General features: G+C 46.5%; 16 protein-coding genes and 1 riboswitch. Of the genes, 2 read left to right on the top strand and 14 right to left on the bottom strand.

Translation table 11 applies throughout. The annotated features are described in order from the left end of the window. Positions 1 to 140: 140 nt before the first annotated feature. Complete coding sequence (locus tag JJQ88_RS10395; RefSeq protein ID WP_210365815.1) at positions 141 to 767, bottom strand: TetR/AcrR family transcriptional regulator; 627 nt, start codon at positions 765 to 767, stop codon at positions 141 to 143. 359 nt (positions 768 to 1,126) lie between these two features. Between JJQ88_RS10395 and JJQ88_RS10390 the strand changes: the two genes are divergently transcribed. Next, positions 1,127 to 1,687, top strand: coding sequence for a histidine phosphatase family protein (locus JJQ88_RS10390; RefSeq protein ID WP_210365814.1), 561 nt, complete (start codon positions 1,127 to 1,129; stop codon positions 1,685 to 1,687). 216 nt (positions 1,688 to 1,903) lie between these two features. Here JJQ88_RS10390 and kynB read toward each other — a convergent pair whose 3' ends face one another. The 3 genes from kynB to kynU are packed head-to-tail and all read right to left on the bottom strand — an operon-like array spanning position 1,904 to position 4,731. After that, the gene (gene kynB, locus JJQ88_RS10385; RefSeq protein ID WP_210365813.1) at positions 1,904 to 2,530 is read right to left on the bottom strand and encodes an arylformamidase; all 627 of its coding nucleotides are present in this window, start codon (positions 2,528 to 2,530) and stop codon (positions 1,904 to 1,906) included. A 25-nt stretch (positions 2,531 to 2,555) separates the two neighbouring features. Then, complete coding sequence (gene kynA, locus JJQ88_RS10380) at positions 2,556 to 3,431, bottom strand: tryptophan 2,3-dioxygenase (protein ID WP_210365812.1); 876 nt, start codon at positions 3,429 to 3,431, stop codon at positions 2,556 to 2,558. 13 nt (positions 3,432 to 3,444) lie between these two features. Beyond that, positions 3,445 to 4,731 carry a kynureninase gene (kynU, locus tag JJQ88_RS10375; protein WP_210365811.1) on the bottom strand — a complete coding sequence of 429 codons (1,287 nt, stop codon included), beginning with the start codon at positions 4,729 to 4,731 and terminating at the stop codon, positions 3,445 to 3,447. Positions 4,732 to 4,912: 181 nt separating this feature from the next. Between kynU and JJQ88_RS10370 the strand changes: the two genes are divergently transcribed. After that, a complete protein-coding gene (locus tag JJQ88_RS10370) occupies positions 4,913 to 6,037 on the top strand; it encodes a CAP domain-containing protein (protein ID WP_210365810.1) in 1,125 nt (374 codons plus the stop codon). Between the two features lie 39 nt (positions 6,038 to 6,076). Here JJQ88_RS10370 and JJQ88_RS10365 read toward each other — a convergent pair whose 3' ends face one another. The 10 genes from JJQ88_RS10365 to JJQ88_RS10320 form a co-directional block, all read right to left on the bottom strand. Then, a complete protein-coding gene (locus tag JJQ88_RS10365) occupies positions 6,077 to 7,321 on the bottom strand; it encodes a S8 family peptidase (RefSeq protein ID WP_210365809.1) in 1,245 nt (414 codons plus the stop codon). Positions 7,322 to 7,553: 232 nt separating this feature from the next. Next, positions 7,554 to 8,363 (bottom strand): zinc transporter ZupT, encoded by an 810-nt coding sequence (zupT, locus tag JJQ88_RS10360; protein WP_246861053.1) that lies wholly within the window; start codon positions 8,361 to 8,363, stop codon positions 7,554 to 7,556. Between the two features lie 338 nt (positions 8,364 to 8,701). Then, entirely contained in the window at positions 8,702 to 9,910 is a 1,209-nt protein-coding gene (locus JJQ88_RS10355) for a S1C family serine protease (protein ID WP_210365808.1), read from the bottom strand. 133 nt (positions 9,911 to 10,043) lie between these two features. Further along, on the bottom strand, positions 10,044 to 10,514 hold the full coding sequence (gene ribH, locus JJQ88_RS10350) for a 6,7-dimethyl-8-ribityllumazine synthase (protein WP_210365807.1): 471 nt from the start codon (positions 10,512 to 10,514) through the stop codon (positions 10,044 to 10,046). Positions 10,515 to 10,703: 189 nt separating this feature from the next. Then, the gene (locus JJQ88_RS10345; RefSeq protein ID WP_210365806.1) at positions 10,704 to 11,897 is read right to left on the bottom strand and encodes a bifunctional 3,4-dihydroxy-2-butanone-4-phosphate synthase/GTP cyclohydrolase II; all 1,194 of its coding nucleotides are present in this window, start codon (positions 11,895 to 11,897) and stop codon (positions 10,704 to 10,706) included. 12 nt (positions 11,898 to 11,909) lie between these two features. Beyond that, on the bottom strand, positions 11,910 to 12,560 hold the full coding sequence (gene ribE, locus JJQ88_RS10340; RefSeq protein WP_210365805.1) for a riboflavin synthase: 651 nt from the start codon (positions 12,558 to 12,560) through the stop codon (positions 11,910 to 11,912). A 14-nt stretch (positions 12,561 to 12,574) separates the two neighbouring features. Then, positions 12,575 to 13,657, bottom strand: a complete 1,083-nt coding sequence (gene ribD / locus JJQ88_RS10335) for a bifunctional diaminohydroxyphosphoribosylaminopyrimidine deaminase/5-amino-6-(5-phosphoribosylamino)uracil reductase RibD (RefSeq protein ID WP_210365804.1) — start codon at positions 13,655 to 13,657, stop codon at positions 12,575 to 12,577. 348 nt (positions 13,658 to 14,005) lie between these two features. Beyond that, positions 14,006 to 14,150, bottom strand: a riboswitch (FMN riboswitch). A gap of 58 nt (positions 14,151 to 14,208) precedes the next feature. Continuing rightward, positions 14,209 to 14,550, bottom strand: a complete 342-nt coding sequence (locus JJQ88_RS10330) for a metal-sensitive transcriptional regulator (RefSeq protein ID WP_210365803.1) — start codon at positions 14,548 to 14,550, stop codon at positions 14,209 to 14,211. A gap of 541 nt (positions 14,551 to 15,091) precedes the next feature. Further along, on the bottom strand, positions 15,092 to 15,337 hold the full coding sequence (locus tag JJQ88_RS10325; protein ID WP_210365802.1) for a hypothetical protein: 246 nt from the start codon (positions 15,335 to 15,337) through the stop codon (positions 15,092 to 15,094). A gap of 709 nt (positions 15,338 to 16,046) precedes the next feature. Next, positions 16,047 to 16,640: a cell wall hydrolase gene (locus tag JJQ88_RS10320; RefSeq protein WP_210365801.1), complete on the bottom strand. Its 594-nt coding sequence runs from the start codon at positions 16,638 to 16,640 to the stop codon at positions 16,047 to 16,049. Between the last annotated feature and the right edge of the window lie 86 nt (positions 16,641 to 16,726).

Here is a 16,726-nt window from a genome sequence, read left to right as displayed (position 1 = left end):
ATTGAAGCTGTAACTCGCTCTTTCACATTATCCAGGCAGCTGCCGTCTGTTCTCCATTTCGAAAATGGATTATGTTACCTTATAGAGCCTGCCGCAGGACATTCGGACATTTGAAAGCAGCTCTGCTAATGCAAGAGATGCTATTCCTTATAAAAAGAGTCCTTCAGCATTTCGACATAGATTTCTGCTTCTTTAAAAGCTTCATCAAAGTCCCATCTTCCATTTTTGAGCTGTTTTGCCTTTTCAATGGCTTGATTGCTGAAGCCTTCCAGGGTCCACATGATGATATTGAAGGTTCTTGGGAGGTCGATTCCTTCGCGGAACCTTGAAACATCGATATTTTCGAAGATCCTGCTGTAGCTGGACTGCAGCATTTCAGCGGTGCTATTATCCAATTCGTCTTTGATATCGGCTGCTTGCTCAAGGTGCGCGGACATCATGAAATTGAAAACTTCAGGATATTTGGTTGTGACCCTGGTTTTTAAAATCATGATGTTCTTCAGTCTTTCGAATATATCACGCTCACTGAAGTCCATTTCTTCGAAAAATTCCTCCATCAGCACTTCGACAAAATGGTTAAATAGGAACAAATATAATTGCTTTTTATTTTTAAAGTAGTGGAACAGTAGGCCTTTTGAGATGCCCGCTTGCTTGACAATTTCATTTGTAGAGGCATTTGCGTACCCTTTCTGCGCAAACTCCTGCATTGCTGCGTTCAGGATTCTTTCTTGTTTTTCGGGATTCAAGTTAAGAAATTTCGAAGACATCATACCCTCCTTGAATAAGGCTTAATTCATTGACTGCTTTGGTCAATTTCATTCTACTCTCCGTTGACCAGTATGGTCAATGACATCCATAACAAACTTTCCGACAAATTCGCCCCAGCGAATAACATGCCTTGGGAAGAAAAGGTTTGCAAGCCCACTTGCTCCAATGGATGTACGATGATTCCGTCGATTCCGTCGATCCCATCATTGGCGATTTCACTGAATCTTCTTGCTCCTAATCTTTTTATATAGAGGCTATGTAAAATGATTTTCGGTTGGTGGTGCAGGAGAGCTTAAGAAGGAAAATGAATGACAATAGTAGAAATTTCATACATAACAGTTAATTGGGAGGGGCTTGCATGACAAAGAAGATGTATGTGGTTAGACATTGTGAAGCAAGGGGACAAGCTGCTGAAGCGCAACTAACAGAACAAGGAGAAAAACAAGCTGAATTTTTAGCTGAATTTTTCTCCGATAAAAAAATTGACAGAATCGTTTCAAGTCCATTTTTACGTGCGATTCAATCAGTGGAACCTTTAAGCCGGAAAACAAACATAAAAATCGAAATAGATGACCGTTTGTCTGAACGCATCCTTTCTACAACAGATTTACCCGACTGGTATGAAAAGCTTAAGGAAACATTTAATGATGAAGAGTTAAAATTTGAAGGGGGAGAATCAAGTCTAGAAGCAATGAACCGGATCGTAAGTGTGGTGGATGAAGTTTTTAAAAGTGAAACGGAAAGCACATTGATTGTTACTCACGGAAATATCATGTCGCTACTGTTAAAGAATTTCAAAAGCGAATTTGGCTTTGGGTGTTGGAAAAGCCTTAGTAATCCTGATGTTTTTCAATTATCTTTAATAGGAAATGAAGTGATTATAGAGCGAATTTGGAAGGAGCAAATGAACATAAAATAGTAGATTCGATTCCGCTAAAAGGATCTATAATTGTAAATAGGGGAATGAAGGGAGACTTCCATTTAATTCCTTTTACTGATCCTTTCCCTTTTAATTTTCAAGTGTAGTCAAAATGGAATGGTGAATACCACTATAAAGGAATTTCCGCTGAGATTAGCAGCATCAAAAAAAAACAGACGCTGTCCCAAAAAACTATACGTTTGGGACAGCCCCTTCCTATTCCATTTTCCTGAGGACTGCCCTGACCGGACTACCGTCCGCTTCTCGAAATGGCAGCGGAAGTGCGGACAGTTCGTACTCTCCCCCGTCAATCCGGTCGAGTACCAACCCCTCAAGGATATGGATGCCGTTCCGGTTCAATTCATGGTGCGCGCTTAACTCTTTGCTGTCGATTGGGTCGACTGACGGCAAATCCAGCCCCAACAGCCGGACTCCCCGCTCGGCAAGGAAAGCAGCCAACCCGGGTTCAATATAGGGGATGGATGCCGGGAAAGCTGCACGATCCTTCCATGCACCGGTTTTGAGCAAAAGCCGTTTTACACCCCTCAAATCAAAACTTTCCAAGTGCCTTGCTCCAATGCTTTCAAGCTCAGGCAATTGCACGACCCTTGCCGGGCCAATATACAGGTTGATATCTAGGTCGATCACCTTTTTCCCTTCATGATCAAAGTGGAAAGGGGCATCAATATGTGTGCCTGTATGCGTGCTCATTGTCACCTGTCCGACATTGACAGATCCGCTTTCCTCCATGCCCCAGCTGATTTTATAGCGAAAAGGTGTATCTCCGGGCCACACTGGAATTTTATCCTCAAGGACTTGTGACACATCAATCCAATTGCTCATCATGTTCCTCCCTCTATCAATATTTTTACAATTTCGTCCTCAGGCTCCAAAGCTCCGGGAAAAATCGATGGTCAACGACTTTTTTCAAGTAGGTGACACCGGAAGAACCTCCCGTCCCTGTTTTATGCCCAATGATCCTTTCGACTGTACTCATATGGTTGAAACGCCAATACTGCTGCTGGCTGCCGATATCGACCAACTTCTCCGCAAGCTCATATAAATCCCAATAATGGTCGACATTCCGATAAACCTTCAGCCAAGCTTCTTCGACGCTTTCATTTAGTTCGTACGGTTTCGACCAGTCGCGTTCGAGCATCTCTTTGTCAACCGGCAAGCCGCGCATCGACAGCGCACCAATGGCGGCATCATAAATGCTTTGTTCACGCAAAGCTTCATGCAGCCTTTTATGGAGCGGTTCATCATGCTTATACACCGATAGAACATGCTCGCTCTTTTGTCCAAAAGCAAATTCAATCAGGCGGTTCTGGTATGATTGGAAGCCTGATGAATGGCCAAGCTTGTCGCGGAATTCCATATACTCTGCCGGTGTAAGGGTCGACAGGATATTCCATGACTGGATCAATTGCTGCTGGATTCTTGAAACCCTCGATAACATTTTGAAGGATGGCTCAAGCATGTTTTGCTTGATGCAATCAATCGCCGCGCCAACCTCATGTAAAATCAGTTTCATCCATAGCTCGCTTGCCTGGTGAATGATGATGAACAGCATCTCATCGTGGTGGTTGGAAATGCGCTGCTGACTCGCCAGGATTTGGTCGAGCCGAAGATAACTGCCATATGACATTTCCTTTTCGAAATCGGTATGGATATTTGATTCTGTTCCTCCGTCTGTATGCAGTTCCTTCGCTGAAATAGGCCGGTCTTCATGCTCCTTTTTCATCCAGGATCCCCCCTTACGCAATCACTTCTCGCTCATTGCTGTATTTTTCGTATAATTTCTCTTCCATGATTTCCTTCAGGATCCTCACCGCATTCCAGGCATCCACATAAGAAGTGTAGAGCGCTACTGGCGCAAGGCGGATGATGTTTGGGGCGCGAAAATCAGGAACGATGCCCCTTTCTTTAAGGGCCTTGCAAATCCGGACCGCTTCCGGATGCTCCAGGCTCACATGTCCTCCCCTTCTGTAATCCTCCGTGGGACTGCCTAGCCCAAATCCAGCGTCACCAAGCTCATGCTGGATCAAATCGATCAAATAGCGGGTAATTCGCAGGGATTTTTCACGGATGTTTTCAATCCCGGCTTCGGCGAACATTTCCAGCGACCCGAGCAGAGGAGCCAGACTCAGAATGTGCGGAGTCCCGATTTGATAGGCACCAGCTGTTTCGGCCTGGGTCATCGTGTGCTCCATATCAAACTGCTTATCCTTGCGTGACCCAAACCAGCCAGCAAGCCCCGGGGCCGTACCGAAATGTCTGGAATTCACATACAATCCTGCAGCCGCTCCCGGTCCGCCGTTCAGGTACTTATAATTGCACCAAAAGGCAAAGTCAACATTCCATTTCGAGAATGCATGCGGAATGGCGCCAATCGAATGGCATGCATCGAATCCAATCAATATGCCGCGGTCGTGGGCCGCCTTTGTCAGCTTTTCGATATCCAGGATTTGACCGCTCCTGTATAGTACTGTCGGAAGTATTGCCAAGGCTATCTCATCTGTCATAGCAGCAATCAAATCATCTTCATCCAGGAATCGGCCGTCCCTGCTTTCCACCCGGATCAAGTGGGTTTCCGGATCATACCCATGGTTGCGCAGCTGGCTTTGGAGCGCGTAAATATCGGATGGAAAATTCAATTCATCAGCAAGGATTTTCTTCCGTCTCCCTTCAGGCTTGTAAAAAGTCGCGACTAGCTGATGGAGATTGACCGTTGTGGATCCGCTTACAATGACCTCCTCAGGAAGAGCCCCAACCAGAGGAGCGGTCATCCCGCCCAATTTTTCAGAAAACCCATACCAGGGGTTGTTCCCCTCCATCCAGCCGTCGATGCCATGCTCCTTCCAATCTTCAAGCGATTCGCGAACGGTTGCCTCGGCCCTTTTGGACAGCAAACCGAGGGAGTTGCCGTCAAGGTAGATTGATCCTTGTTTTAAGTAAAATTCGTCCCGGAAACTGGCAAGGACATCCTGCCGGTCAAGCATAGAAGCAAACTCCGCTCCCGGTTCAAACGAATAAGATTTCATCAATATCTCCTCCATCCCGTATACACTAGAGAAATCGTAACAAACAACTTTGCTGAGCGTCAATAAAGGTCTGATAATTGAAAAAATAATCGATCAAAGCTTCAATGCTTTTTCATTTCTAAAATAGTGGGTATATTGATAGAAAGAGTCTATTTTCCTATCAAGAAGGTGAAAAATACCATTGAAAAATATACTTTCATTGATCTTCATTGCCAGCCTGCTATACTTTTCCTGGCCAATTTTATCTGAGCAGCAATCGGCCGATGGGTTCAGGACCGAAATTGATTCATTCAAAGAGCATCCGGAACTTTCCGAAGCGATCAAAACAGTCAACAGTGGAATAGCCTATTTTATTGGACAGCTTGATTCTGTAAAAGAGAAGCTGGCAAACGAGGGGAAGGCGGAAATCCCGATTGTTGAGAAGCCTGAGCTTACAGCCCCTGAAGAACAAACTTTTTCCATCCATAATATTGAAATAGGGGAGGGGAAAGCAGCTGTTGAAAAACAGCTCGGTCAGCCGCAGCGCATCTCTATTAACGACTATGGGACAAAATGGAACGCCTACCATGAAAACTATCAAAACTTCGTGATGGTGTCCTATGACGAAGAGCAAAAGGTAGATGGGCTATATACGAACCAGGATTTAATAGCTGCGAAGAACGAAGTCGAGTTTGGAAGCAAAAAGGAAAGAATACGCGAGCAATTAGGCGAGCCTCTGACAGAAATCGTGAAAGGGATGGTTCGTTATCAGCTTCCAGAAGAACGGGATTATGATGTTTATCAGCTCGATGGAAGCTATGTGACAATCTTCTACGATAAACACAATGACTATCAGGTGACGGCCATCCAGCTGGTCAGCAAACAATTGGAGGAAAACAAACCTGGTTTTTACGCAGAAGGTACAAAAGTTTTGAAAGAAGGGTTTGAACACCAGCTATTCGATATAACGAATGCGTCCCGGGTCAATCATGGACTCGCGGTCTTGAAATGGGACGACGCAGTCAAAGTGACTGCACGGAAGCACAGCAAGGATATGGCCGACCATCAATACTTCAGCCATACGAACCGTGAGGGAGAATCACCTTTTGAGAGGATGGCAGAGGATGGGATCGCTTTCAAGATTGCTGGAGAAAACCTGGCATACGGGCAATTCAGCAGCATTTTCGCGCATGAAGGCCTCATGAATTCACTAGGCCACCGGGAAAACATCCTTAAGACCGAATATGAACTGCTGGGAGTCGGAGTCGCTTTCGGTGAAAATGGCCAGCCATTTTTCACTGAGAATTTTTATTCGAAAAGCCTATAAGAATAGCCGCTTGATTTCTGGAAATCAAGCGGCTATTTTTTACTTCACCCGTGGGAATCCGAATCCTGATGCATAGTCATCACCAGCGGATGAACCCGTTCCTCCAAGGATGTCATTTGCTTTCGCGCGGTTTTGCAGCTCAGCGCGCAGCTGGGCATTTGACAGATTCGGGCTTGCTGCCCAAATCTTTGCGGCAAGTCCAGAAACGTGAGGCGTTGCCATTGATGTGCCACTGATCGTATTGTAGGATCCGTCATGCCATGTTGATTCGATTGCCCTTCCAGGCGCGGATACCTCGACATCGCGTTCCTGGATGACAAAGTCCCCATCAGTCGCCGGGTTTCCTCGTGAGGAGAAATCAGCGACACGGTAAGTACCGTTTTCCTGGACATTTTCCAGAGCCGCTACCGCAACTGCGTTGACAAGCGCTCCTGGGTAACCGATCGTATTGTCTCCAGGTCCGCTATTCCCGGCAGCCGCAACAACAAGTGTACCTTTTCCATAAGCATAATCGACTGCGTCAGCAATCAACGTATTCTTGCCGCTTGAACCGAGCGACATGGAAATAACCACTTTCGAACCAGTGCGTGCGGCTTCGTCAGCAGCATGCTCGATTGCGCCGGCAATGTCATCCGAATAACCTGATCCCTGGTCATTCAATACTTTATATGCCCATAAATCGGCTTCTGGAGCTACTCCGTAAATCCCCTGTCCGGATGCCCCGCCATGTGCCAGGACAGTACCGGCAACATGTGTGCCATGGCCGTTTTTATCAGTGCATGAGCCTTCTACTAGTGGGGTCCGTCGATTAGTGAAGTCCTTGCATTGTTCAGCACTCCCTGTTAAATCAGAGTGGTTGATATTCACCCCTGTATCAAGAACAGCAACTTTGATCCCATTTCCGCCTGATGTGGATTGGATGCTGCTATCATTATAGATTGCCTCCATTCCCCATGGAGTCCTGTCGGTTGGAGCAGCCTGGGCACCAGATCCCGGCTTCGCCTTGACTTTTACTTCAGGTACCAACTCGATTTTAAGATTCTTGTTTTTCAGCAGCGCCTGGTATTGTTTGACATTGACTGTAGTGGAAAAGCCTTTCTCACCGAAGTTCCATCTTTCTCCATATTGTTCCTTTGCCTTTGACTTTTCCGCTGCCGGGCCCTGGATCAAGACCCGATAGGAATCCTGCCCGTCTGGCTCCTGCCCGAAAACACCCGCAGTGAACATCGATAAACCCAATGCCAGACTCAGTAATGCGGCACCTGCTGCTTTTCTTTTCTTCATCCAACCACTCCTTTGTTCGATTACTTTCTACATGTTTTGACAAGTTGCATTTCCATTATATTTAAAATTTTCAGATAAGAACAATATGCTAAACTATTCATTTTTAAGTCTTATGAATCAGTAAAAAAGGCATAAGTAAAAACATGTCATATGCGTAATAGCCTGTTTTTGAAATTTCCCAATTCCAAAAGAACGAAAAAGGGTACCCATTCTTTCTGGGCACCCTTGGTCTTTAAGAAATGAACAACAGCAAACTGACTGCCATGACTGCCATCCCGGCAACAAGCCCATATATGGAAAGATGGGCTTCATCGAATTTCTTGGCGGCAGGCAGCAATTCATCAAGCGAGATGAAAACCATGATGCCCGCTACTGCAGCGAATATCACACCGAACATGATGTCATTGAGGAATGGCATCAGGAACAAGTATGCCACAAGCGCGCCAATTGGTTCGGATAACCCAGACAGAAAAGAAAGTTTGAACGCTCTTTTCTTATCTCCTGTTGCGAAATAAACCGGTACCGAGACAGCGATTCCCTCAGGTATATTATGAATCGCAATGGCGACTGCAATGGCAATTCCCAATGCTGGATCCTGGATTGCGGATGTAAAAGTCGCAATCCCTTCAGGAAAGTTGTGGATTCCAATCGCAAGAGCTGTAAAGGTACCCATCTTCAACAGTGAAGGGTCCTTGGCTGCAGGCGTCGGCTTGTTCATGTCCTCCACCTTTTTCAGTTCGTGAGGATTCCCTTGCTTTGGAATGAACTTGTCAATCAGGGCAATCAATATGATCCCACCAAAGAAACCGCCAACTGTCGCCCAGTTCCCCCCTTGCACGCCCAATGCCGAAACAAGTGAATCCTTCGCTTTCACGAAAATCTCGATCATCGATACATAAATCATGACTCCAGCCGAAAAACCAAGCGAAACAGACAGGAATTTCGTATTCGTAGTGGATGTGAAGAAAGCCAATACGCTGCCAATCCCTGTCGCCAAGCCAGCGAACAAGGTTAACCCAAATGCTAGTAAAATTTCCTCCATGATGTCTTTACTCCCTCTCTCGAGTTTTGTCCATACTCTATAATGTTTGCCTAAGGCAACTTTTTGGGTGAAGAACCCCTTTAATTTTTTAATACTATATGCGCCAGCTTCAAAAAGTTTCTTATGGTCAACATTTTAACCTATAGGAAAATCCGTACGCAAGCTAAAAATCTCAAATTAAAAAACTCCCGCATTCTGCAGGAGTTTGGGGAAATCTTTCTTTTGAATCAGGAAAATCAGCAGGATTCCGGTGCGGATCGCCCCGGGGGATTCCTTTAAAACACACAGGTGGGCAGTTGATTGAGTATCCTGATGACATACATGAATCTAATGGAAAATTACCAACCTGTATTCGCTCTAAGTGTCACTTGTACTTTCTTTTTTTCGCCATTTTTGTATATTTCCAGTTCTGCTTGATCACCGGTCTTCAATTCTTTATACATATATCTTCTTAAATCACTTGAATCCTCAACCTTTTCTCCATCAATGGCCACTATGACGTCTTTTTCCTGCAATCCTGCTTTCGAGGCTGCAGAACCTGGTGCCACTGAAGTAATCATAGTACCAGACTCGACTTCTTCAGGTAGGTTCTCAAGGTACATATCCGGTATTTGTCCGAGATCCGCAAGACTCACGCCTAAATATGGGCGCTCAACTTTTCCTTTTTCTATCAGCAAGGTGACAATCGGGAGGACATCCTCGCTAGGAATCGCAAACCCGAGCCCTTCGACACCATTTTGGGCAATCTTCAGGCTGTTGATGCCGATTACCTGTCCCGCTGTGTTGATCAGCGCCCCGCCGCTATTACCAGGATTGATAGCAGCGTCCGTCTGGATGACATTCATTTCCCACTCGCCTGCTGATGTAGAAACCGGAATCGATCGGTCAACCGCGCTCACGATTCCCTGGGTCACAGTCCGGGACAAATCAAGTCCTAGCGGATTTCCAATTGCCAGAACCTGGTCGCCAGGACGCAAACTGCTGGAATCACCGAATTCAATTACATTTTCAACATGTTTTGCATCAATTTTGAGGACGGCAAGATCAGTCAAAGCATCTGTACCAATAACCTCTGCTTCCATTTTTTCTCCACTGGATAACGATACTTCAACTTTTGAAGCCCCTTCAATTACATGGTTGTTCGTAACAATATATGCATCATTTCCCGTTTTTTTAAAAATGACTCCAGATCCTGAACCGCTTTCCTCATTGTCCTGTTCCCTGGGAAAAGGATTGCGCTCTTGCTGGTAATTGGTGATGCCGACAATTGATTTTGATGATTTCTCGATGATATCTGCAATCGATCCCTGGCTGTTTTTTGCCGAAGCTGGCGAAACAGCAAGCTTGGAGGATCCGGCAGACATTTCGGCTGCTGTTTGTGATTGTAGCTGCTTGCTCCCGCCAAAGTCAGCGTAGCTTACAGCCGCTAGAGTAATGGCAGAACCAATCATTCCGGCCGTGATTGTTGAAACGAAGCTTTTGAGTTTATTTGGCTTCCTCGCACGCTCGGCTCCCTGGTGCCGGGAACGCTCATCGTATTCATTCATGTTCATACCTCCTGAATATAAACAATCTGCTTACATGCTTTCATTTTATCCAGAATTTATGAACAAATTATTAACAAACTGCGGCGAGGATTTTAAAAAATGAATGATGCAGGCGAAATCGCCTGCATCATGGTTACATCCCGATATTTCTGACAAGGTTTGCCATTTCGATCGCAGCAGCTGCTGCTTCCCAGCCTTTGTTGCCTGCTTTGGTTCCAGCACGTTCGATTGCCTGTTCAATCGTGTCTGTCGTCAGCACGCCAAAAATGACCGGTACCCCGCTGTTTAAGGCTGCACCCGAAACACCCTTTGCCGCTTCGTTGCAAACATAATCGAAATGGGGGGTCGAGCCGCGAATCACGGTGCCAAGGGTGATGACGGCATCGTATTTTCCGCTATTAGCCATTTTCTGTGCGATCAGCGGGATTTCAAATGCCCCTGGTACCCAGGCAACCTCTACATTTTCTTCTTCGACTCCATGCCTTTTCAGTGCGTCCTCCGCTCCGCCCAATAGCTTGCTCGTGATGAATTCATTGAATCGGCCTACAACAATGCCGACTTTCAGTCCTGTCCCTACCAAATTCCCTTCATATACCTTGTTCATCCTGAATTCCTCCTTTAAATTTAGCTACGTTACATTTGACTGTAGATTTCCGTTCCAGGTACTTCGCTTTCTGCGGGCTTGCCGCCGGGGCGCCTCAGGGGGCACCCCTGCCCCTACTTCCGCCTTAATCTTCATGCCTTCTGCTCCAACCAACAGATTTAAAGATTAACCCTGGTCATTAATCTCAGCCTAGAATTTCAATAAGTGCCCTAATTTACTGCGCTTCGTCTTTAAATAGTGCTCATTTTCAGCCTTTGTTTCCATTTGGATCGGTACGCGGTCCACGACTTCAAGCTCGTATCCCTTCAGCCCTTTGATCTTCCGCGGGTTATTCGTAAGCAGTCTCATCTTCCTGATTCCGAGATCCCTCAGGATCTGCGCCCCGATGCCATATTCCCTCAAATCTGCCCCGAACCCGAGCTTTTCATTCGCCTCAACGGTATCATAGCCCTCCTCCTGAAGCTTGTAGGCCCGAAGCTTGTTCATCAGACCGATGCCCCGGCCCTCCTGGCGCATGTATAGAAGGACTCCCCGCCCCTCTTTGTTGATTTGGGTCAAGGCTGCGTGTAGCTGCGGACCGCAGTCGCATCGGAACGAGCCAAACACATCTCCTGTGAGGCATTCTGAGTGCACACGGACAAGCACCGGTTCCTCCGAGTCTAGTTCCCCTTTAACAAGAGCGATATGTTCCTTATCGTCAACGACATTTGAATAGCCGATTGCTTTGAACACCCCGAATTCAGTCGGCAGATTGATCTCGACCTCCCGCTTCACCAATTTGTCCTTACGGTTTCGATACTGGATCAAATCCTTGATCGTGATCATTTTCAGTTCGAATTGGTCGGCGATTTTCCTGAGCTCAGGGACTCTTGCCATTGTTCCATCCTCATTCATGATTTCACATATGACACCTGCAGGCTTGGCACCGCACATTTTCGCGAGGTCGACCGCTGCTTCGGTGTGCCCGGCGCGCCTGAGCACTCCTCCGCCTTTGGCGACTAGCGGGAAAACATGGCCTGGCCTTTTGAAATCGGCCGCTTTTGATTCTGGATCAAGCATACTCAGCACGGTTGCGGAACGTTCATAAGCAGAAATCCCTGTCGTTGAAAACTTGTGGTCGACACTTACAGTAAAAGCTGTACCATGCGGATCGGTATTGCGGGAAACCATTGGCATCAAATCAAGTTTCTCGGCCAGGTCTTTTTCGATGGGCACACAGATCAGTCCCCTGCCATGTGTGGCCATGAAGTTGATGACCTCTGGTGTAGCCCGTTCAGCGAGCGCAACGAAATCCCCTTCATTCTCGCGGTCCTCATCGTCACAAACAATCACAACGTTTCCCTGCATGAGTTCATAGATCGCTTCTTCGATTGGATCAAACATTCTTCATCATCCTCACATAAACCCGTTTTCCTCTAAAAATTGGGCTGTAATAGTGCTGCCTTTTCTTGCGGCAGCCTGGTTATCCAGAAAATGGCCGACGTATTTTCCGATCATGTCGCATTCAATGTTCACGATATCCCCTGGCTCCTTGAATCCGAGTACCGTTTCAGCCAGGGTGTGCGGGATCAGGGATAGGGTAAAGCTACCTTCTGATACTCCAAAAACCGTCAAGCTTGTCCCGTCCACCGCGACCGAACCTTTTAAAATGATATATTTAAGCAATTCCTGTTCCGCTTCGATTTCGTAATAAACAGCGTTTTCTAATTTCTTTTTGCTTTTAATCACTCCGACCCCATCGACATGTCCGGCAACAAAATGGCCGCCGAACCTCCCGCCTGCCGCCATTGCTCTTTCCAGGTTGACTTTTGAGCCCCGCTTTACGTCCTTTAGGCTCGTTGCCTTCACCGTTTCCGGCATCACATCCACTGTGAAGCGATTTTTCGTAAAAGAGGTGACTGTAAGGCATACACCATTAACAGCGATGCTATCTCCCAGCCTGACATCAGCCAATACTTTCGTTGCCTCAATCGAGAGGACAAAAGACTCCCCTGTGTGCTGGATATTGGAGATCGAACCGATTTCTTCAATGATTCCCGTGAACATATTGACCCTCCTTCTTAGATTGGCTCAGCGGTGATCCTGATATCCTGGCCAACCTGCTTCACTTCTTTTAACTTAAGCGCTAGTGCATCCCCTATCCTTTCGATCCCTTCGCCTCCAAATGAAGATGGCGCTGTTTTGCCCCCGATCAGTTTGGGAGCGATGTAAGTAATCACTTGCTGAAAGGCTCTTTCTTTTAAAAAGCTTCCATGCACCTCGGCGCCTCCCTCCACGTATACCGAAGAAATCCCTCGATCGCCCAGCTTTTTCAGCATCTCAGATATCTGGACTTTCGGAGTTTCAAGAGAGATGATTTCAATCCCTGTTTGCCTGAATTGCTGGATCGCAGCAGGATCTGCTTCCGAACCTGTTACAATGATGGTTTCAGCTAGCCTGTCATTGATGGCCTTCGACTCGATCGGCGTCCGCAGGCTAGAATCAAGAATGACCCGTATCGGGTTTTTCCCGCCCCCTTCAAGCCTTGTTGTCAAGCTTGGATCATCTTTGATCACGGTATTGACACCTACCAGTATCGCATCATGGGTATGGCGGAAACGATGGACATCCCTTCTGGCATCCTCGCCTGTGATCCATTTGCTTTCGCCAATGACAGTAGCGGTCTTTCCGTCCAGAGTGACGGCGGTTTTCAAGGTAACGTATGGCAACCCTGTGTTTATATAATGAAAAAACACCTTATTGAGCTCCGTTGCCTCGTTTTCAAGCAGGCCGGTTTCAACCTCGATTCCTGCTTCCCTCATCCTTTTGATGCCTGCCCCGCCAACAAGGGGATTTGGATCAACAGAAGCAACAAACACTTTTTTGATTCCGGACTCGATCACCAGATTCGAGCAAGGAGGTGTCCTTCCATAGTGGCTGCACGGTTCAAGCGTCACATAAAGGGTTGCGCCAAGTGCATTTTCCCCGGCCATCGTGATGGCATGTACTTCCGCATGGGGCTCGCCAGCCTTCAGATGCGCTCCCATGCCGACGATCTGGTTATCCTTCACTAGTACCGCGCCAACCTTCGGATTTGGCGATGTTTGTCCTGAAGCAGCGTCAGCAAGCGTAATCGCGAGCCTCATATATTCTAAATCGCTCATCTGTTTCCCGCCTTTCTTGAATCATGGTTGGAAAAAAGATCTGTGCCATACCTGGGAATAGACAGCAGCAGAATCAACCCTTTCGGAAATGATATTCCATCAACGTTTCTCCAGCTTAGAGAAAAGCCATTGGATTTAGCCTGTTGCCCGCATTTTCCCTGGTTTCCTATCTCAGAACAAAGGACTGGGGCATTTTTAAAAAGTCCCGTTCAACACAGTTGGAAAAACAAAAGTGAGCTTATGCATAAAAAAGCCCCCGAAACCTACATACGTTTCGGGGGCCTGAAAAAGGCAAACTCAAATACAGGGTTAAAAAAGGGTAGACTAGTCCCTTTCCTTAATCCTTGTTTTTTCCTTCTCCCATCCAGACTTTCACTGTCGGCCCTGGAGTTTCACCAGATCCACCGTTTAACATTCGTTAAACGGGTCACGGACTAAGAAGCATCGCTTCATCACCGCCGGTAGGGACTTTCACCCTGCCCCGAAGGAATATTCAATTAATCATCAATGTTATTATACAGAAAATTATATCAAAATACGAACAATTAATTTTATTTTTTCATTAGCTTTTCAATTGTCGTCAGCAGTTCATCGATTACCTCATTGTCGCCCTCCTGGATGCGCTCCACGATGCAAGACTTCATATGACCCTCGAGGAGCAGCTTGGCAACGCTGTTCAACGCAGCCTGTGTCGCTGAAATTTGTGTGATGACATCATCGCAGTAGGTATCCTTTTCAATCAAGCCCTTGATTCCACGGATCTGCCCTTCGATCCGATTGAGCCTGGTGACAAGGTTCTTCTTTGTCTTTTCGGAATGATGGCTTTTCCGTTCGGAAGAACCGCAGTGGTCCACGCAATCAGTCGGGTTCGCTCCTGTCTCAAGGATATCCATTCAAACCCCCTCCTTTTCTCTACCTTCATTTTATCATACCCCCTTCACCTACTTTACTGCAAATGCTGCTCTGCATTTCTTCTAGTGGCCCATATTTTAGGAAGCCAATCGACTATAGATTTTTAAAGTAGCTAAAAAGAGCGGTGCAAGGTATTTTTTACAACTGGAAGAATGAGAATCGCAAGGCAGGTGGCAAACAACAATCGCCACTAGCCTTTTACTTTCATGAAGCAACGCCCCTAATGTAATTCCATTAGGGGCGCAGTTCAACAAACCTGGCGCAAATTTCATTCAAGGAAAGTAATCATGTAAATGGAGGGGCTGGAAAGCAACGCAAGGGGCGACTTCCGAATAATGAAAAAGTATTGAGATTGATTCCTTCAGAGATGACCACTGCAGTTATGACCTTACTGGCAGCGATAGTCCCATAAACAACAGAAAACCGATTGACATCCATCTAGGTATGGGATGAGGCTGGAAAAAGCTTTTCTAAAATAAAAAACCACCTCTGGAACAGAGGTGCAGATTGTCACACATAGAATCATCGGCTGGAAGACGTTTGAGGACACTTCCAATCATCGGATTGTTCCCTTTGGCTGTCTTGGCTTTCTTCCGGAGCCATGATCAAAAGCTCCCTTGAAAACCCTGCTGCGAACAGACAGCCGATCAGAAGAGCCATCGAGGCGTAAAGCGGGTCGGCAACGCTGGCAAAGATTAGTTGTACATAGAAGTAAAATCCTGCTCCGATACCTAGAATAAGAATGAAATTCCACATAAATCGGTACATATTTTCCCTCCTAAGACGGTCTTGTTAGATAAAAGATACCATATCGTTGAACAGTTGTTTATTGGGAAAATTATGTCGAACACTTAGGAGAAAGAGCAGTCTACTCCTCTTGAAGATAGTCAAAAATCAGGGCTCTGGGAAGACGGCTGATTGGTTTTAGGGACGACCGCCAGTTTTTCTTTTCTGCTGGGTCCAAGTCCTAGTGTTTATATCCTTTTCCATCCCTTCACCAGATTCATTTGCCCTATTATTCCATTGCGAAGATTGATAGACTCCAAGAACTTGTTGGACAAATATTTCTGGTCCTGGCTTGCAGTAAACAAAAGCGCTTGTGAATATGAGAAAAGGCTGTACTTTTGGGCGCCTCTTTTCTTTTACAAAACAACCCAGGGATTTCCACTCAAGGCACTTCGACGGACAGGAAGTCCTAGTGCCGACTTTGCCGCAGGACGCGGCGGCCTTAGTCGGCCGCTTTCCGCGAGCGTGCCGGGGACCTCTCTAGCTTCAGCGCTTAGCCCCTCGAGTCGCTTGTCTTGCTACGGCTCACCACAACAACAAACCAAAAGGAGCGAATCTCTTATGAAACCTGATCATATAACAGGGATCAATCGATCCTGCCACTTGACCTGGGTGCGAAAAACCATGCCATGAAAAAGAAAAAAGAGGCTGCCAAAAGGTCAAAGATCATGACCTTTTGGGGCAGCCTCTTTTATTTCGCAAAACGGTGGTTTCCAATAGTGATGGTTTCTTGTCTTGAGAAAATCCAGCTGCTTACTGCCGTTTTTGGATTATAGAAGAATAAGGATCCTTTTCCTTTTCCTTTAAAGGCAACGGCTTCCCTGACAGCTTTTTTTGCCTCAGCGTCCGCAGGCTGATTGATTTGTCCGTTTTGGACTGGCGTGAAAGCATAATGGCCATTGGATCTTTCGTAAATCACTTCCCTAATTGTGTCAGGAAACTCCGGGCTTGCCACCCGGTTCAAAACAACGGTTGCCACGGCTACTTTCCCCGCATATGGTTCTCCTTTAGCCTCGGCATGCACAAGACGTGCCAGCAGGTCCTGGTCAGAAGCCGAAAGGCCCGAATTAGGGATTCTCAGCACTTGGCCCGGATAAAGCAGATTCCTAGACTGATTGTTGGCTTTCTGTAATTCAAGGACGGGAATGCCAAAGCTTTTTGCGATCCCCCAATACGTATCCCCTTTTTTCACTTGATAGGTTGCTGCACCGGCGGCACTGCTAAAGATAAACAACGATAATATTACTATAGAAACTGCCGCCACCTTCTTCTTGATTCGATCCATCCTCCAAACCTCCCAGTAGTCAATGTTTCTCTACTTCAAGGCTAGCAGCTGTAATATAGTAATTCATCGTCCAATTAGTGCCAACC

The organism is Bacillus sp. REN3, from assembly GCF_017912555.1.
Taxonomy (GTDB): domain Bacteria; phylum Bacillota; class Bacilli; order Bacillales; family Cytobacillaceae; genus Mesobacillus.
This window is presented reverse-complemented; position numbering and strand designations above follow the sequence as displayed.

Coding starts and splice junctions, on each gene's coding strand:
- JJQ88_RS10395 (WP_210365815.1), bottom strand. CDS start 767: ATGTCTTCGAAATTTCTTAACTTGAATCCCGAAAAACAAGAAAGAATC.
- JJQ88_RS10390 (WP_210365814.1), top strand. CDS start 1,127: ATGACAAAGAAGATGTATGTGGTTAGACATTGTGAAGCAAGGGGACAA.
- kynB (WP_210365813.1), bottom strand. CDS start 2,530: ATGAGCAATTGGATTGATGTGTCACAAGTCCTTGAGGATAAAATTCCA.
- kynA (WP_210365812.1), bottom strand. CDS start 3,431: ATGAAAAAGGAGCATGAAGACCGGCCTATTTCAGCGAAGGAACTGCAT.
- kynU (WP_210365811.1), bottom strand. CDS start 4,731: ATGAAATCTTATTCGTTTGAACCGGGAGCGGAGTTTGCTTCTATGCTT.
- JJQ88_RS10365 (WP_210365809.1), bottom strand. CDS start 7,321: ATGAAGAAAAGAAAAGCAGCAGGTGCCGCATTACTGAGTCTGGCATTG.
- zupT (WP_246861053.1), bottom strand. CDS start 8,363: ATGGAGGAAATTTTACTAGCATTTGGGTTAACCTTGTTCGCTGGCTTG.
- JJQ88_RS10355 (WP_210365808.1), bottom strand. CDS start 9,910: ATGAATGAATACGATGAGCGTTCCCGGCACCAGGGAGCCGAGCGTGCG.
- ribH (WP_210365807.1), bottom strand. CDS start 10,514: ATGAACAAGGTATATGAAGGGAATTTGGTAGGGACAGGACTGAAAGTC.
- JJQ88_RS10345 (WP_210365806.1), bottom strand. CDS start 11,897: ATGTTTGATCCAATCGAAGAAGCGATCTATGAACTCATGCAGGGAAAC.
- ribE (WP_210365805.1), bottom strand. CDS start 12,560: ATGTTCACGGGAATCATTGAAGAAATCGGTTCGATCTCCAATATCCAG.
- ribD (WP_210365804.1), bottom strand. CDS start 13,657: ATGAGCGATTTAGAATATATGAGGCTCGCGATTACGCTTGCTGACGCT.
- JJQ88_RS10330 (WP_210365803.1), bottom strand. CDS start 14,550: ATGGATATCCTTGAGACAGGAGCGAACCCGACTGATTGCGTGGACCAC.
- JJQ88_RS10325 (WP_210365802.1), bottom strand. CDS start 15,337: ATGTACCGATTTATGTGGAATTTCATTCTTATTCTAGGTATCGGAGCA.
- JJQ88_RS10320 (WP_210365801.1), bottom strand. CDS start 16,640: ATGGATCGAATCAAGAAGAAGGTGGCGGCAGTTTCTATAGTAATATTA.